This is a genomic window from Burkholderia oklahomensis C6786 (genome assembly GCF_000959365.1).
In the GTDB taxonomy this organism is placed as follows: Bacteria; Pseudomonadota; Gammaproteobacteria; order Burkholderiales; family Burkholderiaceae; genus Burkholderia; species Burkholderia oklahomensis.
The window spans coordinates 749805-769947 of the sequence record NZ_CP009556.1 but is presented as its reverse complement, the minus strand read 5'-3'; the positions used below and the strand labels follow the sequence as shown (position 1 = coordinate 769947).

General features: G+C 67.4%; 17 protein-coding genes and 3 pseudogenes. 8 read left to right on the top strand and 12 right to left on the bottom strand.

Annotated elements, in window-relative coordinates:
* Positions 1 to 12 precede the first annotated feature (12 nt).
* The gene (gene tssK / locus BG90_RS21405; protein ID WP_010107464.1) at positions 13 to 1383 is read right to left on the bottom strand and encodes a type VI secretion system baseplate subunit TssK; all 1371 of its coding nucleotides are present in this window, start codon (positions 1381 to 1383) and stop codon (positions 13 to 15) included.
* Positions 1380 to 1898, bottom strand: coding sequence for a type VI secretion system lipoprotein TssJ (gene tssJ, locus BG90_RS21400; protein WP_010117757.1), 519 nt, complete (start codon positions 1896 to 1898; stop codon positions 1380 to 1382). Before tssJ ends, tssK begins: the two co-directional genes overlap by 4 nt.
* Positions 1899 to 2538: 640 nt before the next feature.
* Between tssJ and BG90_RS21395 the strand changes: the two genes are divergently transcribed.
* Together BG90_RS21395 and tagH are read left to right on the top strand one after the other, a co-directional pair.
* Positions 2539 to 2931, top strand: a complete 393-nt coding sequence (locus BG90_RS21395) for a TssQ family T6SS-associated lipoprotein (protein WP_045568382.1) — start codon at positions 2539 to 2541, stop codon at positions 2929 to 2931.
* 49 nt (positions 2932 to 2980) lie between these two features.
* On the top strand, positions 2981 to 4435 hold the full coding sequence (gene tagH, locus BG90_RS21390; RefSeq protein WP_010117755.1) for a type VI secretion system-associated FHA domain protein TagH: 1455 nt from the start codon (positions 2981 to 2983) through the stop codon (positions 4433 to 4435).
* 42 nt (positions 4436 to 4477) lie between these two features.
* Here the strand turns inward: tagH and BG90_RS21385 are convergent, their stop codons facing one another.
* Positions 4478 to 6370 (bottom strand): transglutaminase family protein, encoded by a 1893-nt coding sequence (locus tag BG90_RS21385; protein WP_025990103.1) that lies wholly within the window; start codon positions 6368 to 6370, stop codon positions 4478 to 4480.
* Between the two features lie 389 nt (positions 6371 to 6759).
* On the opposite strand from BG90_RS21385, the gene BG90_RS37750 reads away from it, so the two are divergent.
* A complete protein-coding gene (locus BG90_RS37750) occupies positions 6760 to 6891 on the top strand; it encodes a hypothetical protein (protein ID WP_010117752.1) in 132 nt (43 codons plus the stop codon).
* 33 nt (positions 6892 to 6924) lie between these two features.
* On the opposite strand, the gene BG90_RS21380 is transcribed toward BG90_RS37750, so the two are convergent.
* Entirely contained in the window at positions 6925 to 7629 is a 705-nt protein-coding gene (locus tag BG90_RS21380; protein ID WP_010117751.1) for an SDR family oxidoreductase, read from the bottom strand.
* 135 nt (positions 7630 to 7764) lie between these two features.
* Between BG90_RS21380 and BG90_RS21375 the strand changes: the two genes are divergently transcribed.
* Entirely contained in the window at positions 7765 to 8679 is a 915-nt protein-coding gene (locus tag BG90_RS21375) for a LysR substrate-binding domain-containing protein (protein WP_010117750.1), read from the top strand.
* A 414-nt stretch (positions 8680 to 9093) separates the two neighbouring features.
* Here BG90_RS21375 and BG90_RS21370 read toward each other — a convergent pair whose 3' ends face one another.
* Positions 9094 to 10425, bottom strand: coding sequence for a D-serine ammonia-lyase (locus BG90_RS21370; protein WP_010107452.1), 1332 nt, complete (start codon positions 10423 to 10425; stop codon positions 9094 to 9096).
* A 95-nt stretch (positions 10426 to 10520) separates the two neighbouring features.
* On the opposite strand from BG90_RS21370, the gene BG90_RS21365 reads away from it, so the two are divergent.
* Positions 10521 to 11474 carry a LysR substrate-binding domain-containing protein gene (locus tag BG90_RS21365; RefSeq protein ID WP_010117747.1) on the top strand — a complete coding sequence of 318 codons (954 nt, stop codon included), beginning with the start codon at positions 10521 to 10523 and terminating at the stop codon, positions 11472 to 11474.
* Between the two features lie 208 nt (positions 11475 to 11682).
* On the opposite strand, the gene BG90_RS21360 is transcribed toward BG90_RS21365, so the two are convergent.
* Positions 11683 to 12114: an Lrp/AsnC family transcriptional regulator gene (locus tag BG90_RS21360; protein ID WP_010117745.1), complete on the bottom strand. Its 432-nt coding sequence runs from the start codon at positions 12112 to 12114 to the stop codon at positions 11683 to 11685.
* 236 nt (positions 12115 to 12350) lie between these two features.
* On the opposite strand from BG90_RS21360, the pseudogene BG90_RS21355 reads away from it, so the two are divergent.
* Both BG90_RS21355 and BG90_RS21350 read left to right on the top strand, forming a co-directional pair.
* Positions 12351 to 12752 (top strand): annotated as a pseudogene (locus BG90_RS21355) (Rossmann-fold NAD(P)-binding domain-containing protein); the annotation flags it as partial.
* A 219-nt stretch (positions 12753 to 12971) separates the two neighbouring features.
* Positions 12972 to 14117, top strand: a complete 1146-nt coding sequence (locus tag BG90_RS21350; protein ID WP_010117743.1) for an alpha-hydroxy acid oxidase — start codon at positions 12972 to 12974, stop codon at positions 14115 to 14117.
* Positions 14118 to 14249: 132 nt separating this feature from the next.
* On the opposite strand, the pseudogene BG90_RS33490 reads toward BG90_RS21350, so the two are convergent.
* Positions 14250 to 14411: pseudogene (locus tag BG90_RS33490) on the bottom strand (NAD(P)H dehydrogenase); the annotation flags it as partial.
* Between BG90_RS33490 and BG90_RS35485 the strand changes: the two are divergent.
* A pseudogene (locus BG90_RS35485) lies at positions 14401 to 14520 on the top strand (LysR family transcriptional regulator); the annotation flags it as partial. The pseudogenes BG90_RS33490 and BG90_RS35485 sit on opposite strands and share 11 nt — an antisense overlap.
* Positions 14521 to 14681: 161 nt before the next feature.
* Here the strand turns inward: BG90_RS35485 and BG90_RS21340 are convergent.
* The 5 genes from BG90_RS21340 to BG90_RS21320 form a co-directional block, all read right to left on the bottom strand.
* Positions 14682 to 15800, bottom strand: coding sequence for a dihydrolipoamide acetyltransferase family protein (locus tag BG90_RS21340; RefSeq protein WP_010117741.1), 1119 nt, complete (start codon positions 15798 to 15800; stop codon positions 14682 to 14684).
* Between the two features lie 4 nt (positions 15801 to 15804).
* Positions 15805 to 16785: an alpha-ketoacid dehydrogenase subunit beta gene (locus tag BG90_RS21335; protein WP_010117740.1), complete on the bottom strand. Its 981-nt coding sequence runs from the start codon at positions 16783 to 16785 to the stop codon at positions 15805 to 15807.
* On the bottom strand, positions 16778 to 17866 hold the full coding sequence (pdhA, locus tag BG90_RS21330; RefSeq protein WP_010117739.1) for a pyruvate dehydrogenase (acetyl-transferring) E1 component subunit alpha: 1089 nt from the start codon (positions 17864 to 17866) through the stop codon (positions 16778 to 16780). The genes BG90_RS21335 and pdhA overlap by 8 nt, the downstream gene beginning before the upstream one ends.
* Before the next feature lie 19 nt (positions 17867 to 17885).
* Entirely contained in the window at positions 17886 to 19391 is a 1506-nt protein-coding gene (gene glnA, locus BG90_RS21325) for a type I glutamate--ammonia ligase (RefSeq protein ID WP_010117738.1), read from the bottom strand.
* Positions 19392 to 19490: 99 nt separating this feature from the next.
* Positions 19491 to 19784: a GYD domain-containing protein gene (locus BG90_RS21320; RefSeq protein ID WP_010107441.1), complete on the bottom strand. Its 294-nt coding sequence runs from the start codon at positions 19782 to 19784 to the stop codon at positions 19491 to 19493.
* Between the last annotated feature and the right edge of the window lie 359 nt (positions 19785 to 20143).

Sequence of the window (20143 nt, the reverse complement as noted above, 5' to 3'; positions counted from 1 at the left end):
GACATCCCGTCCTCATCCGCGAATCGCCCAGAACTCCATCGAGAGTCCCGGAAATTCGCCGGCGAAATGAAATGCGAGGCCGCCGGAGCGCTCGAGCTGCTTCCACATCTCGCCGCCCTTGTCGATCTCGAAGTACGTGTGGCCCGCGTGATACGGAATCTGCCGGGGCGCGACCGGCAATTGCCGCATCGCGATGCCCGGCAGCTGCAATTGCACGAGATCGCGGATCCGTTCGACGGGGCCGAGCTTCGCCTGCGCCGGAAAGCGCGCGCGCAGGCTGTCGGCCGGCACGTCGGCGCGCACCGCGAGCACGAAGCCCGCGGTATCGCGCAGCGCCGGATCGGCGATCGTCGCGACCTTCATCCCGTTGCCCGCGTCGCGCAGCTCGATCTGGATCGCGTTCTGCTCGAGCACCGTCGACAGCGAGCGCCGCAGCTCGGCCATCAGCTCGCCGAAGCTCGTGCGCAGATCGTCGTGCCGGTAGACGGCGAGCGCCTGCGGCCGCCGGCCCGCCGCGGTGAACGTGCTCAGGTCGCACGCGAGCTTCAGCCAGTCGCAGAACAAAGCCTCCGGATGCGCGGCGACGTCCTGCTGCGCGTGCCACGTGAGCGCCAGATAGCGATTGACGAGCTGCAGCAGCAGGAAATCGGCCACCTCGGACACGCCGCCGCGCCCCGGCTCCGACAGGCGCTCGGCAAGCGCCTCGCTGCGCTGCGTCAGCAGCCCGTGCAGCTCGCGCGTGTGCCGCAGCAGCACCGGATCGCGCTGCGCGACGAGCCGCGGCGGAATGTAGCCGTCGTCGACGAGCAGCCGCCCGTCGGTGCGCCGCTCGACGATCCGCACGGCGCCGAGCGCCTCCCAATCGCCCGTCAGCTCCGATTCGAGCATCAGCCGCACGTTCAGGCGCCCGGTCTGCAGCAGCGCGGGGCCGAGCGCGACCTCGTTCGCATCGGCGACCTCGTATTCGCGCACGACGTAGCGCGCGAAGCCCGCATCGCCGTCGCCGCCGAACGACACCTCTTCCGCGCCGCCGCGCCACAGCGGCAGCGCGAGCACGACGAGCTGGTCCTTCGCGTCGGCGGGCACGTCGAGCGGCTCGGGCCGATCGTCGGGATGCGACAGATCGAACGGCGTGCCGTCGCGCATCACGCCGGATGCGGCGAGCAGCGCGACCTTTCCGAGCGCGAGCAGCTCGCGATCGATCTGCAATTCGTCGAAGCCCCAATAGAAGCCCTGCAACGGCAGGCAGCGCATGCCGACGTAGCGCTCCCAATGCCGCTCGAGCTGCTGGAAATGCTGCGGCCGCAGGAACATGCCCTCGGTCCAGATCACGCGTTGGCGCAGCGCCGCAGCGGGGGTCGCGGACAACACCGGCTCGTTCATGGGCGTACTCGCGAATCGCCGCCGAGCCCGATGCCGCCGTTCTTGACCGCAATCGACAACTTCATTTCGCTCGGCGAGGTTTGCCAGAATCGGTAGAGGTTCAGCTGCTTCGCGCTCGGCAGCGGCACCGTGAGCCGCCAGCGGTTCTTCTCGAGCACGCGATACTCGGCGACGATGCCGAGCGCGCTCGCGTCGACGTTGCCGCGATAGTGGAGCGTGCGCGCATCGCCCGGCCGCAGGATGATCCGGTCGACGCCGAGCAGATCCGGGCCGAGCACGCTCTCCGGCTTGTCCTGCAGCGAGAAGAAATCGGCGCTCTCGAACGCGGACGCCGTCTTCAGCTGGAACACCTTCAGCACGATCGGGGACGGCTTGCGATTGATGTCCGGATTGACGTCGGGCGCGACGTCGAGCGAGATCGCATACGGCACCGCGACCGAACGTTCGGTCGCCCCGCACCCCGGAAGCAGCAGCACGCATCCCAATACGATGAAACCACTGGAGCGCCGTCGCATTGTCTGTCTCTTTCCTTGCATCGCAATAAGACGCCCGCCGGCTTCCCCGAAGCGGAAGCCGGATCGAATAAAAAATAAGGTGACGATCTATTCAGGTCGATTAATTTTAAATTTCCACATCCTTTCATTGCAATTTCACCCGGGAATTTTCTTGAATGTAAAGCCGGGTCAAATCACCAATTAATTCCGTTGAATTTTAATTTCCGGGAATTCGAGCAGCCGAATTACTTGCGGACAATGCCTGACATTATCAACAGGATTGATTCGTTGCGGTTGCCCGATCCGATTGCGCGGACGCCAGCCGGGAAGACGCGGCACGCCCCGCCGCCCGCCTGGCGCGAGCGGCGATTCAGGAAGCTTATTTCACGCCGAGTCCTTTATGCCGCCCAAAAAGCGACAAGCTCTTACGCATTGCAATAAGCGCTGAAAAACCGACGAAAGTCAAAAAATCACACCGAACTATAGGTTCAACTTCTCCACTTCACAAGGCGAAGCCGGCACGAGATCCGGACTTTAATTCGACTTATTGTTTCAAGATGAAACAAAAGGTAACAGCCGGTCCTTTTCCAATTATTGGAACTAGAATCCAACGGCACGGCGCGTCACCCCTGTCCATTCACTTAAAACCGTCAATTCGAGAATGAAAGGCCGATCGTCGCTTTATATTTTCCTTGGCTTTTTCTTGGCGGGAATTGGCGGTTGCGGCACGAATCCCCCCACTCCGTCCGTCGCGCAAGCCACGGTGGACAGCGCACGCGCCGCGTACAACGCGGGCGATTACGGGCGCACGATTTCGCTGCTCGGCAGCCATGCGCGCGACATCGACGGCGCCGACGTCAACACGCAAGTCGCCGCGCACAAGCTGCTCGCGTTCAGCTATTGCGTGACGAGGCGCGTCACGCAATGCCGCGCCGAGTTCTCGAGGATTCTCGACCTCAATCCGCGCTTCGATCTGTCCCCTGCCGAAAAGGGGCATCCGATCTGGGGACCGGCGTTCGAGGCCGCGCGTCGCAAACATGCGTCGTCATCCTGAGCGAATCGGTTTCCATGCGAACGCTTCATCCATCGAACGACGTATCGATATGCAACTGATCGTTATCGAACACGCGGGCGAGCCGGTCGACACCGACGACCGTAGCGCCGTCGTGTTTCGTCCGCCGGGCGGCACCATCGGACGGGACAGCGACAATCATCTCGTGCTGCGCGACGACACTCGGCAAATCTCGCGTCTGCAGGCGCTGCTGCAAGTGGGCGACGACGCGTGCCTGCTGAAGAACCTGAGCAGCGTGTCGACCATCGAGGTGAATCGCGTGCCGATCGGCTATGCGCAGGCGCAGCGCCTCAACATGGGCGACATCATCCGGATCGGGCCTTACCTGCTGCGCGCGGAGCCCGACGATGCGACGATCGAGCGGACCGTCGAAACGGCGGCCGCGGCTTCGAGCACGCCGCCCGTGTCGCCGATGTCGCCCGCGTCGCATGCGGACGCGAGGGGCGCGAGCAACAAGCTCTGGGGCCTGCTGCACGATCGCTTCGGACTCGGCAGGACGCAGGCTGCCGGCAGCAAGGCCGGCGCGCAGCCGACCCCGGCCGCGGAGCGGCTGAATAGTAAAGCGCCGCACGATCCGGATGCGTCGACGCCCGCCGCGCCGCGCGACCTGCATCAACTGTCGACCGATCCGCTCGATCTGTTCGCGCAGCCGCAAGACAGCTTCGATGCGCCGTCCGGCGTCGCGCGGGACGGCGAGCGCCGCGGGCCGCAGCCCGTCACGCAGCCGGACCACGCGCCCGAATGGACGCATCACGTTCGCGTGCAGCCGGCCAAGTCCGCGCCGCCGCCCGCCGCGCAATCCGGCGCGACGCCCGACACGCCGTCCGCGAGCGCGACCGATGCGCGCAACATGCCGTCGCACGTGCGCGCGTCGGCGCCGGCGGCGCCCGAGACACTGCTGCAAGCGTTCTTCGAGGGCGCCGGTCTCGATACCGCGGCCGAGCCGCATCACTGGTCGGCGGAGCAGCTTTTCATCGCGGGACAGCTTCTCGCGCTGTTCGCGAACGGCACGGTCGAGCTGCTGTCGTCGCGCAGCATCCTGAAGCGCGAAGTGAAGGCCGACATGACGATGCTGCTCGATCGCGAGAACAATCCGCTGAAGCTGCTGCCGGACGGCAGCGCGGTGCTGCGTCAGATGTTCGGGCTGCCGCTGCCGGGCTTCATGTCGCCGCAAAGCGCGGTTTCCGACGCGTTCCAGGATCTGCACGCGCACCAGATCGGCATGGTGGCCGGCATGCGCGCCGCGCTGATGGACCTGCTCACGCGCTTCTCGCCGCAACGCCTGCGCGAGCGCGACGCCGCGCCGCAGTGGTACGAGAAGCGCCTGCCCGTGCTGTACAAGGCGCGATTGTGGGACCGCTATACGACGACGCATCGCGACACACTGTTCGCGATCGAGGACGATTTCGCGTCCGTGTTCGGCAAGGCGTTTCTCGCCGCGTACGATGCGGAAGTCGAGAGTTATCGCGGGCGCTGCCGGAGCTGATCCGAATTCGCAGAAGCCGGCTGCGGCCGCGCATGAACGTCGTCAATCGTGCGTCTTCGCGCGCACGACGATCTGCGCGAGCGCATCGCGCTCGATTCGTTCGAGCGACGCGCGCGCCGCATCGAAATCCTCCGGCGAGCACACCTGATGCGCGAAGCGCGCGCGCAAGCGCCGCGTGATCTGCACGACGCGCGCCGCCGCATCGAGCACGTAGTGCGATTCGTAATCGAAGAAGCGGTCCTGCACGTGCGCATCGCCCGGCAGGTCGGTCACGCGTACGTCGTCGGGCAGCGCGATCTGCGCGGTCTCGTCGAAATCGCCGCCGATGCACAGCCACGGCTGCGTGCGCACCGGCTCCGCGAGCCAGCCCTGCACCTGCGTCGCGATGCCGCCCGACAGGCTCGACAGCGCCGGCAGCGCGGTCGTGCCGTCGGTCCACACGAAATGATCGAGCGATCCCGTCATCGACGTCGAGAACGGCCCGCTCGTCGCGTCGCGCTCGCCCGCGCCCAGCCGCGCGGTGCCGCGCAAGCCGCTCTGTCGCAGGCGATCGGTCGCGAGCTGCTGCACGCGCTCGCGCGCCGCCTGGCGAAACACGCTGCGTTCGAGCTCCGCGGTCCAGCCCGCGTCCTCGACGTAATACTGATAGCTCGCCGCCCCGCTTGCATCGACGTCGATCCGCAGGCGCGCGTCGCGCGTGCGCGGCTGCGTCGCCGGCGTGCGCGTCAGCACGCCTTCGTCAACGAGCAGCGCCGGCCGATCCATCACGACGGGCGGCAGATAGCCGAACTCGACGCCGCCGACCGTCGTATCGGCGAAGAGCCCGAGATCCGGCAGCCACGTGATCGCGTGATTGATCGCGCTGCCGCCATAGCCGGGCACGGCGGGCAGCGTATAGACGGGACCGAGATCGAGCAGCACGGGCTCGCTGCGTATCCCGACCGCCGCGAGCAGCGCGCCGAACAGCGCGACGTGATCCTTGCAGTCGCCGTAGCGGTTGCGCAGGATGTCCGTCACCTTGTGCGGCGCGGCCGCGGTCTCGCCGAGAAAAAGCGCGACGTAGCGGACGTTCATCCGCACCCAGTCGTAGATCGCCTGCGCCTTCGCGCGCGGATCGGACGCGTTCGCGTTCGCCGCGATCGATTGCGCGAGCCGCGCGACGGCGGGATCGCGCGCGCTCGCGTCGACGGCCGCCGCGCGATATCGCTCGGCGAACGACGCGAAATCGCGCAGCGTCGACACCATCAGGCGATCGCCGTACGTCGCGTAGCCGACCGAGCCGTTCTCGATGCGCGGATACGGGCCGTGCCGATAGTCGAATGCGTAGCGTGTACGGCCGTTCTCCGTCACGGGCGCGAGCGCGACGTAGCCGCGCGCGTCGGCGTAGAGCGGCATGTCGGCGGGCAAATCGAAGATCAGCCGCTGCGCATCGACGGGCATGCGCGACGGCGCGACGAAATAGCCGAAGAACCCCGGATCGCGCGGCTTCGTACGCGACTTGCGAAACACGAGGCGCGTGCGCGCGCCCGCATCGACGCCCGGAAAGATCACCGAGCGCAGCACGCCGTCCTCGAAAAACGGCGCGCCGGCGGAGCGCGGCTCCTGGACGTCGCGGATCGCCTCCGGGCCGACCGGATGCGCGACGCCGGCGTGATCGATCGTCTCGGCGCTCAGCAGCTCGACCCGGTCGATGTCCTTGTTGAACCACACGTAGCGCTGCGCGACGTCGTCGATGCCGCTTGCGGTGTTCGCGCGCAGCGTCGAATCGTCGTGCTCGTCGACGGAGCCGTCGTGCTGGACGACGAACACGTGAACATCGCTGACGAGGGTGGCGGGTGCGGCGTCATCGGCGTCGGGTTCCGTCGGCGACGCGTTCGCGCAATGGGCGGCCATGCAGACGCATGCCGCGCAGAATAGTCGGACGAAAGCGGGCATCGCAATCAACCTGCGGCGCGACGCGCGGTCGGATCGCAACCGGGTAGCGGGTTCGTGAACGGATCTTGCCGATCGGCCGGGCGCATCGCGAGACTTCCGGCGCGAATACGTTCGATGCTACGCGCGTCGTCGCGCGCCCTATGCGGCTTGTTCGGCGCTCGCGCAATCGCGGGCTCGGCCCGGCCAGTTTGGGTCATCGCTGCCGATCGCGTCAAGCGCGTGCCGAATGCAATCGCGCCCCGTTGATATCGCCCGGCGTCGGACTTCGCATCGCGTCCGCTTCGCCGAATGTCGAATCGATTTCAACGCAGAAGAGCATATTCACCCAAGATGGAAATCCGGACCTTGCATACCCTGTGCGCACTTCCCGTCCGCAGGATCACAACGTCATGACCCACCCCGAGCGCGCCGGCCGAGCGGTATCGCAGGCGTATCTCGGCACCGCCGCCGTGACGCTGTTCGGCATTCCGCTCGGCATCGTCGCGGCGAATGCGATCGGCTGGCGCGGCTCGGCCAAGTGAACGTTTCGACGCAAGCCGCGCGCCGCCGCCCCCTCACACCGCCCGCACGATCCCCCCATCGACGCGAATGCTCTGCCCCGTGACATACCCGGCGCCGTCCGACAGCAGGAACGCGACGGTCTTCGCGATCTCCTGCGTCCTGCCGAAACGTCCCGCCGGAATCCGCGCGACGATCTCGGGCGTCTCGGGCCAGCTGTCGACGAAGCCCGGCAGCACCGCGTTCATCCGGATGTTCTCGGCCGCGTAGCGCTCGGCGTAGAGGCGCGTCCACGCGCCGAGCGCCGCGCGCAGCACCGACGACACCGGCATCGGCTGCTCCGGCGCGACGGCCGCGAAGCTCGAGAGGTTGACGGCCGCGCCGCCGCCCTGCGCCTGGAAGACCGGCGTCACGCGGCGCATCATTCGAACGACGTTCAGCAGGATCAGATCGAGCGCGTCGTGCCAGCTCGCGTCCGCGATCGACAGCAGGTCGCCCTTCGGCGGATGGCCGGTGTTGTTGACGACCGCGTCGATGCGGCCATAGCGCGCGAGCGTCTCGCGCACGAGCCGGTCGATGTCGGACTCGTCGGTCACGGAGCCCGAGATCCCGAAGCCGCCCAGTTCGCCCGCGAGCGCGGCCGCGCTGCCCGACGGCGACATCAGCGCGACGCGATAGCCGGTCGACGCCAGCTCGCGTGCGATCGCCGCGCCCATGCCCTTGCCCGCCGCCGTGATCAAGGCAACTTTTTCTACAGTCACGACAACCTCCTTTGCTTGCTCGTGCGGGCGGCATCGCCCATGCATGTCTTATTGACGTGGTAATTTAGGCCCGGCGATTCTCCGTGTCGAATCATCATTTCTGACGCCAAACGATAGTTTTTCTACTGATTCCGTATGCCTGCCCCGACACCCGGCCGACTGCCTCCGCTGAACGCGCTCCGCACGTTCGAAGTCTCCGCGCGGCACCTGAATTTCCGCGCGGCGGCCGACGAGATCGGCGTCACGCAAGGCGCCGTCGCGCAGCAGGTCCGTCATCTGGAGGACGTGCTCGGCATCAAGCTGTTCGAGCGCCTGCCGCGCGGCCTCACGCTGACGGCCGACGGGCTCGCCTATTTCTCCGACGTGCAGCGCGCGCTCAATCTGATCGGCGACGCGACGGACAGGCTCGTCAAGCGCCGTTCGAGCGTCACGATCAGCACGACGCCGTCGTTCGCGTCGCGCTGGCTGATCCCGCGGCTCGCGAGCTTCGGCGACGAGCATCCGGACATCGACATCCGGGTGATCGCCGATTCGCAGTTCGCGACCTTCCGGAGCGACGGCGTCGATCTCGCGATCCGCTACGGCAAGCCGCCGTTCGGCAAGGGGCTCGTCACGCGCTTCCTGTTTCCGGTCGACATCTATGCGGTATGCAGCCCGTCGCTGCTGACATCGCCCGGCGCGCTCGCGAGCCCGCGCGATCTCGCCGGCCACGTGCTGCTGCACGACGCGCACGATCTGTGGCCCGAGTTTCTCGCCGCGATGCCGGAGCGCGTCGCGATCGATCCGCACCGGGGCCCGCGCTTCAATCAATCGTCGCTCGCGATCGACGCCGCGATCGCGGGGCACGGCGTCGCGCTCGTCAGCGATCAGCTCGTCGGGCGCGACATCGAGGCCGGGCGACTGTGCCGGCTGTTCGATTTCGCGCTGCCGCTGTCGGTCGGCTACCACATCGTCTATCCGAACGAGCCGCGGCGTCCGAACGACATCGCGACGATGGAGGCGTGGCTGATCCGTCACGCGCGGCGCGATACGCGGCGCAACCTTGCATAGCGCGCACGCGCGCCGCCGCACGCTGCGAGAGAATCGCGCGGAACGACAACCGATCGGCGGCTTCGGTGAAGGCGACGCGAGCGGCGAAGGGCGGCGGATCGGGAATCGCCGAACCGGCATTCGGCGCGGCGCGGCGCGGCGCGGCGCGGCGGCGCTCAGTGTAGTTTGAGAATTCCGCGCACCGCGTTTTCCGGCCGGACGCGTCACGTTTCGCGCACGGACGCACCGGTACGCGAGCGGCTTCGTTTCGGACGATCAGCAGTCCGTTCGAACGTTCGCGGTCGCGTGCATCGAAGACCGCTCGTTCGTCGCATCGATTGGAACGCGCATCGCGCGCGACACGCCAAGCAGCAACTGTTGCGCGTCACGACCGAATCCGCGGATATCGGCTGAATCAGCGAATCGTACGCATGCTCACGCGCCCGCATCATCCGCGTGCCGCTCCGCCCGCGCACGCGCCTGAAAGCGCCGATGCTCTTCCGGTGGAACGAGCGAGCCGCCGGTCGCCCAGATCACGTGCGTCGCCGCGCTCGGATCGAGCCCCCGGGCGCGCATGTATTCGCGCCCCGCATCCGATGCCGCGATCCACGCGGGGCCGCCGAACGCCGCCGCCGCGGACGGCTCGAGATCGATGCCGAGCTGCTCGCGAGCGTCGAGGAGGCTGGCGAAGAGCCGCCGATCGTCGACCGTGAAAACGCCCGCCGCCTGCGCGCGCAGCAGCGGGCCGGCGAGGTGCGACGCCTGCGCGACCGCCAGTCCGTCCGCCTCGGTGCGATTGTCGAGGCCGACGTCGTAGACGGATAGGGGGCGCTCGACGTCGCTCGCGAGCTGCACGAGCACGCAAGGCGACGCGGTGGGCTCGGCGAGAAAGCCGTGCACGTGCTCGCCGTACAGCGCCTTCAGTCCGTACACGATGCCGCCTGGCGCGCCGCCGACGCCGCACGGAATGTGGACGAACAGCGGATGACGCGCATCGACCGTCCGCCCCGCCTGCGCGAGTTGCCCGGCAAGCTCGGCTGCGGCTGTCGCGTAGCCGAGAAACAGCATCCGCGATCCTTCGTCGTCGACGAAATGACAGTACGGCATCCCGGCGGCCTGCCGCCGCCCGGCATCGACCGCTTTCGCGTAATCGCCCGCGTGCTCGACGACCTCCACGCCGCGCGTGCGCAGGCGCGTCTTCTTCCACGCCTTCGCATCGGCCGACATGTGCACGACAGCCCGAAACCCGAGCGCCGACGCGAGCATCCCGATGCTCAAGCCGAGATTGCCGGTGCTGCCGACCATCACCGTGTAGCGCGCGAACAGCGCCCGCGCTTCATCGCTCGCGAGCGCGCGCCGATCGGCGTCGGTGCTTGCGTCGAGCAAGCCGTGCCGCTCGGCGATCGACTCGGCGAGCGCGAGCACTTCGTGAAAGCCGCCGCGCGCCTTGATCGATCCCGCGACCGGCAACGCGTCGTCCCGCTTGACGAACCACGCGCCCGCCGGCGCACGATCGGCGCGCTGCAGCCGGTCGGCCGGCTGCAACGGCGACGCGATCCGGCCGCCCGACGACTGCAGCTCGGGGAACAGCGCGGCCAGCAAACCGCCGCAGCGGCGCAGGCGCGCGCCGGCGGCGGCGAGGTCGGCGGCGGTCAGCGCGGTGTCGGGCAGCGCGCCCTGATGCGGATTGAGCCACAGCAGCGGCGATCCGGCCTGAAGCTTGGCTAATAGATTCGAATCGAACGGAAGTGGTCGGCTGTCGGCCATGGCCTGAAATAGAATGCAGTGAACACACCGTCATCGTACGATCCGGCGATCGACCAATGAAGCGATCAATTCTTGCAGAGGCATAAGCCTGACTAATGGATACCAAGTTCGACACGTCGCTGCTCGGCGCGTTGCGCTGCTTCGAGGCGGCCGGCAGGCTCGGCAGCTTCACGAAGGCCGCCGACGCGCTGCATCTGACGCAAAGCGCGATCAGCCAGCAAATCCGCCAGCTCGAAGCCCGTCTCGGCTACCCGCTGTTCGTCCGCCAATCGCGCGGGCTCGCGCTGACGCCCAAAGGCGGCGTGCTGCATGAAGCGACGGCGACCGCATTCGCGTCGCTCGGCCGGACGTTGCGGCAGCTTGGCGCGCCCGATGCGCAGTTGCAGGTGAGCTGCCTGCCGTCGTTCGCGCTGCAATGGCTGATGCCCAGGCTGACCGATTTTCATCGGCTGAACCCGCAGACGTCGGTGCGGCTGAAAGCGGAGTTTCATGCGATCGATCAAGAGACGATGACCGCGGACGACATCGACGTCGCGATCCGCTGGGATCCGTTCGACTACGACGCGCTCCACGTCGAGCCGCTGTTCGACGAATACCTGGTCGCGGTGGCCGCGCCCGCGTATCTCGATCGGCATCCGCCGCGGGCGACGGCCGAATGGGTGTCGACCATCGTGCCGTTGCACGATGCGTCGGCGTGGCCGGATGCGCCGAAGTTCGTCGAATGGCGCACGTGGCTCGACGCCGTCGTGCCGGCATACGCGGGCGAGCTGCGCGGCCCGGAATTCAATCTGGCGAGCCTCGCGATCGGCGCGGCGCTGGCGGGGCAAGGCGTCGCGGTGTGCCGGCATGCGCTCGTCGACGACGAGATCGCGCGCGGCCGGCTCGTCGACGTGCTGGGACGCCGCGTGCCCGCGCCCGCGCGATACAAGCTGATCTATGCGCAGCCGGACGATCCGCGCGTGAGGCTGTTCGTCGACTGGCTGCGACGCGAATCCGCCGAATTCGCGGCGCGGCGGCGGCTGCCGCTTCCCGGCCGGGCGGATCGGTAGAGAACGGTTCGAGCGCCGCAATCATCGATCGGCGGATCGCTCTACTCGTTTGTCGGTCCGATGTCCTGACGATCGTATTCGGATGGATCCGGCATGCGATATCCGCCGCCGCACGCGTTGCGCTTCATGCTTCATGCAACATGCGTCATGTGCGTTGCATCTGGCGCCACGCACGGCCACGCACGAAGCGGCCAGGCATCGAGCCCCGTCAAGCCTTGTGCGTCGACAGCAGGATGCTCGTCTCCGTATTGGCGATCCCGTCGACCAGCCGAATCGCGCCCAGCACGCGGTCGAAATTCTCCAGCGTATCGGCCTGCAGCTCGGCGACGAGATCCCATCGCCCGTTGGTGCTGTGGATCGTCGCGACGTTCGGATTCCCGCGCAGCACCTTGACGACGTCCGCCGCGCGGTTGCCCTGCACGGCGATCGACATCAGCGCCCGGATCCGATGCTTCTCCGCGGCGGGCTTCAACCGCACCGTATAGCCGACGATCACGCCGTGCCTCTCGAGCCGCGCGATCCGGTTCTGCACGGTCGCGCGCGCGACGCGCAACTGCTTCGCGAGCGTCACGACCGGCGCGCGCGCATTGTCGCGCAGCAGCGCGATGAGCTGTCGGTCGACGTCGTCGAGGCTGATCATGTGGGTTCCCTCTGCGCAATCAATGAACGTGCGGCGTGCGGCGGCGATGGCAGCGGCGATGGCGATGGCGGCCCGGAATCCCGGCAACCGCGCATTTCGCCCACGGCATGCGAGCAAAACGCCAGAATTATCGAGCATTTTGTCATTTTTGCTATCTATTTGTTGGCCGCGGTCATCGAAATAATCACTCCATCGAGCGGCCCATCGAGGGCCGCGCCCAACAAAGGAGACACTTCATGACCCGCTTCCTCGACGTTCCCGATACCAGCCGCCTGATCGCGCGCGTCGGCGTTCCGCGCTTCGTCGGCGAGCTCGTCGACGCGCTGCGCGCCGACTATCTTCGATGGAACGATTTCGACAAATCGCCGCGCGTCGCGTGCCATTCGCGCGACGGCGTGATCGAGCTGATGCCCGTCGCCGATTCGAAGCTGTTCGCGTTCAAGTACGTGAACGGCCATCCGGTCAATGCCGATCGCGGCATGCACACGGTGATGGCGTTCGGCGCGCTCGCCGACGTCGACACCGGCTACCCGGTCCTGCTCGCCGAGCTCACGCTGATCACCGCGCTGCGCACGGCCGCGACGTCGGTGCTCGCGGCGCACGCGCTCGCGCGCCACTGGCTCGCGACGGGCGCGCTCGCGCCGCTGTTTCCGCGCATCGTGCGGCCGGCGGCGCCGTATTACCTGATGCCGCACACGTCGCGCGCCGCAACCGACGCGTTCGCGGCATGGCTCGCCGGCCTCTGCGAGCGTGCGTTGCGCGACGTGTCGGAATTTCTTTCCCGCCGTACCTGAAGATATTTCCGGGCGCGGCGCCGCGCGCAACGGTAGCATCACCGCATCTTCCCGGAGCCGCCCATGACCATCCCGATCACCTGCATCGAAGATCTTCGCGTTCTCGCCAGGAAACGCATTCCGAGGATGTTCTACGACTACGTCGATACCGGCTCGTACACGGAATCGACGTATCGCGCGAACGAAGCCGACTTCCAGCACATCAAGCTGCGTCAGCGGGTCGGCGTCGACATCGCGCATCGCAGCCTGCGCACGACGATGGCGGGGCAGGACGCCGCGATGCCGGTCGCGCTCGCGCCGACGGGCCTCGTCGGCATGATGCGCGCGGATGGCGAGATCCTCGCGGCGCGCGCCGCGAAGCGGTTCGGCGTGCCGTTCACGCTGTCGACGATGAGCATCTGCTCTATCGAGGACATCGCGACGCACGCGCCCGGGCCGTTCTGGTTCCAGCTCTACATGATGCGCGACCGCGCCTTCATCGAGCGGCTGATCGAGCGCGCGAAGGCGGCGGGCTGCCCGGCGCTCGTGCTGACGATGGATCTGCAGATCGGCGGCCAGCGCCACAAGGACGTGAAGAACGGCTTGTCGACGCCGCCGCGCATCACGCTGCCGAATCTGCTGAACATGGCGAGCAAGCCGCGCTGGTGCATCGGCATGGCCCGCACCCGCCGCCGCCATTTCGGCAACATCGTCGGGCACGTGAAGGGCGTGACCGACATGTCGTCGCTCGAATCGTGGACCCGCGAGCAGTTCGATCCGACGATCGACTGGAGCGACGTCGAATGGGTTCGGCAACGCTGGGACGGCAAGCTGATCGTCAAGGGCATTCTCGATCCGCGCGACGCGATCCTCGCGGCCGACGCGGGCGCGGACGCGATCGTCGTATCGAATCACGGCGGCCGTCAGCTCGACGGCGCGATGTCGTCGGTCGATGCTCTGCCTGCCATCGTGGACGCGGCCGGCAAGCGCATCGAAATCTGGCTCGACGGCGGCGTGCGCACCGGCCAGGACGTGCTGAAGGCGGTCGCGCTCGGCGCGCGCGGCACGATGATCGGACGCGCGTTCCTCTATGGCGTCGCCGCGCTGGGCGAAGAAGGCGTGTTCCGCAGCCTCGACATCATCGCGCGCGAGCTCGATACGACGATGGCGCTGTGCGGCCATACCGACATTCTGTCGGTGGATGCCGACGTGCTCGCACGGCGATTCTGATTTCGCTCGATCCGCGCGAATGCGGGCGCATATGCGTATGCCTGCCGCATATGCGCGGGCCTCGAACAGCGTCGCACGCCCGATCTCACACGATGCGCGACGACACGACGCCCCGGCGACGCAAACGCCGCGCTACGCGACGTGCGCGGCGAACCCCGACCGCTGCGGCACGACGCCGGCCCGCAGCGTGAGCTGCGCGATCTCGTCCGCGCCGGCATTCTGCGGGCGAAACGGTATCGGCTCGATCTTCGACAGATCGTCGAGGCGCTGCCCGAGCGAATCGCAGATCGTCGAGCCGCCCGTCGACGTGCCGGGCTTCGAGATGGCGATGCTCCGGCACGAGCGCTCGCATCGCGAGCCCGCGCATCGATGGTTGCGCGAGCATATCGCGGCGTCGGTTTGATGCCTTGCGATTCGGCGTGCAGCGCACGAGTTCATCCGCACGCAAGAATCTTCTTGAGCGAAGCCCGGCGCTTCGATCAGGACTTCGGAATATCGCCCTCGTTCCGTGTCGCGACCGCACCATGTCGCACCGTGTCGCGACGCGCGCGTCCGGGCTGCCGGCTATTGCGGCAGTTGCAGATCGGCGATCACCGCCGCGAGAAAGCGCGCCGCCTCGCCGCCCGTGACGACTCGATGATCGAACGTCAGGCTGAGCGGCAGGATGCGATGCACGGCGGGCGCGCCGTCCGCCGCGACGACCGCGTCGTGCACGCGGCCCGCGCCGAGGATCGCGACGGTCGGCGGCACGACGACGGGCGCCGCGTACTTGCCGGCGATCATCCCGAAGTTCGACAGCGTGATCGTGTTGCCGCGCAATTCATCCGGCGGAATCTTGCGCGCACGGATGTCGGCGCGCATCCGGTCGAGCCCGTTGCGCAAGTCGGCGGCGTCTCGATGCGCGACGTCGCGCAGCACCGGCACGAAGAGACCGTCCGGCAGATCGACCGCGATGCCGAGATCGATCTTCGCGACCACGTGGCGACGCCCCGCCTGTCCGTCGAACCACGCGTTGAGCCCAGGCTCCGCGCGGCAGCCGGCGACGAGCGCACGAATCAGGCGCATCGTCACGTCGGCGCCCGCGGGCCATGCGTGGATGTCGGCGTCGTCGATCACGGTCGCCGCCGCGACTTCGCTCTGCGCGCGCGCCATGTTCTGCGCCATCGCGCGCCGCACGCCGCGCAGCACTTCGGGCGGCCCGAGCTCGGCGAGCACCTTCGCGACGCGCTGCACGTCCGCCGCGGTGATCACGCCGTCGGCACCCGACGGCGTCACCATCGCCAGATCGACGTCGAGCTTGCGCGCGAGCGCGCGCACGGCCGGAATCGCCTTGATCGCGCCGGCGCCGCGGCCGCCCGCGCCCGCGCCGAGCGCCGCGGGCGCCTCGTGCACGACGTGCTCGCCGACCGTCATGTGGCCGACGACGGTCCCCGCATCGGCCTCGCCGGCTTCGCCTTCGAATGCGACGAGCGGCGCGCCGAGATGAACGATGTCGCCCGGCTGCCCGAACAGCTTCGCGATGCGGCCGGATTGCGGCGACGGAATCTCGACGATCGCCTTCGCGGTCTCGACCGACAACAGCGGCTGATCGGCCTGAATCGTGTCGCCGGCCTTGACGTGCCACTCGACGATCTCGGCTTCCTGCAAGCCTTCGCCGAGATCGGGCAATTTGAAGATCTTCATGTCTTTACGACGCCTCCAGCGTCTTCCTGACCGCGCTGACGATGCGCGCCGCGCTCGGCATGTACTGGTTTTCCAGCCGGAACAGCGGCACGACGACGTCGTAGCCCGTCACACGCTGCACGGGCGCGAGCAGCGAATACAGACCGTGTTCGGCGACGAGCGCGGCGATCTCCGCGCCGACGCCCGCCGTGCGCGGCGCCTCGTGAACGATCACGCAGCGCCCCGTCTTCGCGACCGACGCGACGATCGTATCGGCATCGAGCGGCTTGAGCGTCGCGACGTCGATCACTTCGGCCATCACGCCCTCTTGCGCGAGCTGATCGGCGGCCGCCTGCACTTCCTGCAGCGCCGCGCCCCAGCTCACCAGCGTGACGTCGGAGCCGTCGCGCAGCGTGAAGCACGTATCGAGCGGCAGCGCCTCGCCGTTGTCTTCGACCGGCTGCCTGAAGAGCCGGTACAGGCGCGACGGCTCGAAGAACATCACCGGATCCGGATCGCGAATCGCGGCGAGCAGCAGCCCATACGCGCGCGCGGGCGTCGATGGAATCACGACGCGCAGGCCGGGGATGTGCGCGAACAACGCCTCGGGGCTTTCCGAATGATGTTCCGGCGCGTGAATGCCGCCGCCGCACGGCGCGCGGATCACGAGCGGACACGACAGCCGTCCGCGCGTGCGATGACGCAGCCGCGACGCGTGGTTGAGAACCTGATCGATCGTCGGATAGACGAAGCCGGTGAACTGGATCTCCGCGACAGGCCTGAGCCCCATCGCCGCCATGCCGATCGCCGCGCCCGCGATCGCCGTTTCCGCGAGCGGCGTGTCGATCACGCGCTGCGCGCCGAAGCGCGCCTGCAAGTCGACGGTCGCGCGAAACACGCCGCCGTTCGCGCCGATGTCCTCGCCGAGCAGCACGACGGACGGATCGTGCGCGAGTTCGTACGCGAGCGCCAGATTGACCGCTTCGACGAGGTTCAGATCAGCCATGATGGTTCCCCGCGGCCGGCGCGAATGCGAGCGCCGTCGCCAGCTGTTCCTGCATCGCCTGCGGCAGGCTCGCGTACAGATGGTCGAACATCGCCGACGTGTCCGGCTGCGGCACCGCGAGATAGGCCTGCACCGCGTCTTCGACCTGCGCGTAGCACGCCTTGCCGAGCTGCTCGTCCTGCGCCTTGTCCCACACGTTTCGATGCATCAGGTACTGGCGCAAACGCAGCAGCGGCTCGAATTCCCATTGCTTGCCGACGGCGTCGGAATCGCGGTAGCGCGTCGCATCGTCGGCCGTCGTGTGATCGCCCAGCCGGTAGCTGAGCGCTTCGACGAGCGCCGGACCGCCGCCGCGCCGCGCACGCTCGAGCGCGTCGCCGACGACCTGATGCACGGCGACGATGTCGTTGCCGTCGACCTGCCGCCCTTCGATTCCCGCGGCGATCGCCTTTTGCGCGAGCGTTTGCGCAGCGGTCTGGCGGGCGCGCGGCATCGAGATCGCCCACTGGTTGTTGTTGACGACGATCACGAGCGGCGCGCGCCACGCACCCGCCATGTTCATCGCTTCATAGAAGTCGCCTTTCGACGTGCCGCCGTCGCCGAGAATCGCCACCGCGACGCGCGCTTCGCCGCGCAGCATGAACGCATAAGCCGCGCCCGCCGCATGACACACCTGCGTGCCGATCGGCACGCAGTTCGGAAAATCCTGGCGCGCGGCCGCGAAATCGCTGCCGCGTTCGTCACCGCCCCAGTACAGCAGGCTTTCCGTCATCGTGACGCCGCGCAGGAATTGCGCGGCATGATCGCGGTATGACGGAAACAGCACGTCGTCGGCGCGCATCGCGCTCGCAACGCCCACGCCGATCGCCTCCTGCCCGACCGATGACGCGAACGTGCCGATCTTGCCGGTGCGCTGCAGCGCAACCGCTTTCGTGTCGAACGCCCGCGTCAGCACCATCGCGCGATAGAGCGGCAGCAGCGCGGCCGCGTCCTGCGCGAACGCGGGCAGCGGCTGGACCGGCTCGCCGTCGGGGCCGAGGTATTGCGTATAGTCGATGTCGAAGCTGCCGACCGTGGTCATCGCGGGCCTCCTTGTTTTTCTAGACGTCGAAATACAGATAGAACTCCCAAGGATGCGGACGCAGCTTGATCGTATCGAGCTCGCGCTTGCGCTTGTAGTCGATCCACGTGCGGATCACGTCGTCGGTGAACACGTCGCCCTTGCGCAGGAACGCGCTGTCGGCTTCGAGCGCGGCGAGCGACGCGTCGAGCGAGCCCGGCACCTGCCGGATCTTCGACGCCTCTTCGGGCGGCAGCTCGTAGATGTTCTTGTCGAGCGGCGCGCCCGGGTCGATCTTGTTCTCGATGCCGTCGAGCCCGGCCATCAGCATCGCCGCGAACGCGAGATACGCGTTCGCCGACGGGTCGGGACAGCGAAACTCGACGCGGCGCGCGGCGGGCGCGTCCGACACCATCGGAATCCTCGCGGCGGCCGAGCGGTTGCGCTGCGACATCGCCAGATTGACGGGCGCTTCATAGCCGGGCACGAGACGCTTGTACGAATTCGTCGTCGGCGCGCAGAACGCCATCAGCGCCGGCGCGTGCTCGAGCAGTCCGCCGATGTACCAGCGGCACAGGTCCGAGGTCAGCGCCCAGCCGTTCGCGTCGTAGAACAGATTGCGCTCGTCGTCCCACAGGCTCTGATGGCAATGCATGCCGCTCGCGTTGTCCGCGAACAGCGGCTTCGGCATGAACGTCGCGACCTTGCCGTGCCGGCGCGCGACGTTCTTGCATACGTACTTGTAGATCATCACGTTGTCGGCCATCCGCGTGAGCGTCGAAAAACGCATGTCGATTTCGTTCTGGCCGGCGGTCGCGACCTCGTGATGATGCACTTCGACCTGCACGCCCGCGCGCTGCAGCGTCAGCGCGATTTCCGAGCGGATGTCCTGCAGCGTGTCGTTCGGCGGCGTCGGGAAATAGCCTTCCTTGTAGCGCTGCTTGTAGCCGAGATTGCCGCCGCCGTATGCGCCCTCGTCTCGGCCCGCGGCCCAGTCGCCCTCGGCCGATTCGACGTAGTAATAGCCGCAGTGCTGATCCTGGCCGTAGCGGATCGAATCGAAAATGAAAAACTCGAGCTCCGGCCCGACGTAGCAGGCCGTCGCGATGCCCGTCCCGCGCAAATGCGCTTCCGCTTTTTTCGCGACGTGGCGCGGATCGCGCGAGTACGGCCCATGCGTCGCCGGATCGATCACGTCACAGAGGATCGACAGCGTCGGCGTCTCGCAGACCGGATCGACGAACGCGGTCGTCGGATTGGGACGCAGCAGCATGTCGGATTCGTGGATCTCCTGGAAGCCGCGGATCGACGAGCCGTCGAAGCCGATGCCGGCGCCGAACAGATCCGCGTGGAGTTCGGGCAGCGTAATCGAGAAGTGCTGCCAGAGACCCGGCAGATCGGTGAACTTCAGATCGACGATCTGGATGCCGTGCGTCCGCACCAGTTCGATCACGTCGCTCACGCCGGACGGCCGCGCGATGCGGTAGCTGCCTGCTTCGACGGACGCCGCGAACGGCGATCCCGCGTCGCCTTGCGTATTCGACATGGGCTTTCTCCTTCTTCCAGCCCTTTGCCTGCGATTCGGCTTCGGCCTGCCCTCCGACTCGCGTTCGAGCGGCCGACAACGGTGCGTGCGGCTTGTGCGTTACGGCAATCTGCCGATGATCGCGCCGATTTCGTTCTTCGTGAACGCGCGCAGCGTCTGCGTGCGGACGTTGCCCGCCGAGCCGAGCGCGAAGCCGAATGCGGTGAGACTTTGCTCGTCGGCCGCTTCGACGACCGCGACGATGTCGAACGCGCCCAGCGTCCAGTAGACCTCCTTCATTTCACAGCCGAAGCCCTTGGCCATTTCCGCCACCTGACCGGCCCGCTGCGAGCTGTTCTTCACGGTGCGTATGCCCTGATCCGTAAAGTTTGCAAGAACCACGTAAGTCGCCATGACGATTCCCCTTACGATTGAAACGTATCGAGATTCGAACGCGCGAGCGGCGTCGTCGGACGCCTTCGCGCCAATACGATCGGAACCGTCTCGCGCGTAACTTGATTTTAGGCAATGGGATCGCCGACGAAGGAGGGGTTTGCACGCGGGTTGTGAAGTTGATCGGCTGCAGCGCGCTTGGGGGCGACGCGCATGGGCGACGCGTATCTTGATCGCGCCGCGATCGTGCCGAACCGACGGCGGAACACCGTGAATGCTCGGCGGCAAAGCGGCATCCGACAGCCACGCCTGTCACCGAGTCCGTGCGTTGCTCGCTCCGAATGGCGCAGGCGCGACCTTCAATGCGGCCGATGGGAAAC

What these genes read in the sequence shown, in the direction of transcription:
- tssK (WP_010107464.1), bottom strand. Translation starts at nt 1,383, where the DNA reads ATGAACGAGCCGGTGTTGTCCGCGACCCCCGCTGCGGCGCTGCGCCAA.
- tssJ (WP_010117757.1), bottom strand. Translation starts at nt 1,898, where the DNA reads ATGCGACGGCGCTCCAGTGGTTTCATCGTATTGGGATGCGTGCTGCTG.
- BG90_RS21395 (WP_045568382.1), top strand. Translation starts at nt 2,539, where the DNA reads ATGAAAGGCCGATCGTCGCTTTATATTTTCCTTGGCTTTTTCTTGGCG.
- tagH (WP_010117755.1), top strand. Translation starts at nt 2,981, where the DNA reads ATGCAACTGATCGTTATCGAACACGCGGGCGAGCCGGTCGACACCGAC.
- BG90_RS21385 (WP_025990103.1), bottom strand. Translation starts at nt 6,370, where the DNA reads ATGCCCGCTTTCGTCCGACTATTCTGCGCGGCATGCGTCTGCATGGCC.
- BG90_RS37750 (WP_010117752.1), top strand. Translation starts at nt 6,760, where the DNA reads ATGACCCACCCCGAGCGCGCCGGCCGAGCGGTATCGCAGGCGTATCTC.
- BG90_RS21375 (WP_010117750.1), top strand. Translation starts at nt 7,765, where the DNA reads ATGCCTGCCCCGACACCCGGCCGACTGCCTCCGCTGAACGCGCTCCGC.
- BG90_RS21370 (WP_010107452.1), bottom strand. Translation starts at nt 10,425, where the DNA reads ATGGCCGACAGCCGACCACTTCCGTTCGATTCGAATCTATTAGCCAAG.
- BG90_RS21365 (WP_010117747.1), top strand. Translation starts at nt 10,521, where the DNA reads ATGGATACCAAGTTCGACACGTCGCTGCTCGGCGCGTTGCGCTGCTTC.
- BG90_RS21360 (WP_010117745.1), bottom strand. Translation starts at nt 12,114, where the DNA reads ATGATCAGCCTCGACGACGTCGACCGACAGCTCATCGCGCTGCTGCGC.
- BG90_RS21350 (WP_010117743.1), top strand. Translation starts at nt 12,972, where the DNA reads ATGACCATCCCGATCACCTGCATCGAAGATCTTCGCGTTCTCGCCAGG.
- BG90_RS21340 (WP_010117741.1), bottom strand. Translation starts at nt 15,800, where the DNA reads ATGAAGATCTTCAAATTGCCCGATCTCGGCGAAGGCTTGCAGGAAGCC.
- BG90_RS21335 (WP_010117740.1), bottom strand. Translation starts at nt 16,785, where the DNA reads ATGGCTGATCTGAACCTCGTCGAAGCGGTCAATCTGGCGCTCGCGTAC.
- pdhA (WP_010117739.1), bottom strand. Translation starts at nt 17,866, where the DNA reads ATGACCACGGTCGGCAGCTTCGACATCGACTATACGCAATACCTCGGC.
- glnA (WP_010117738.1), bottom strand. Translation starts at nt 19,391, where the DNA reads ATGTCGAATACGCAAGGCGACGCGGGATCGCCGTTCGCGGCGTCCGTC.
- BG90_RS21320 (WP_010107441.1), bottom strand. Translation starts at nt 19,784, where the DNA reads ATGGCGACTTACGTGGTTCTTGCAAACTTTACGGATCAGGGCATACGC.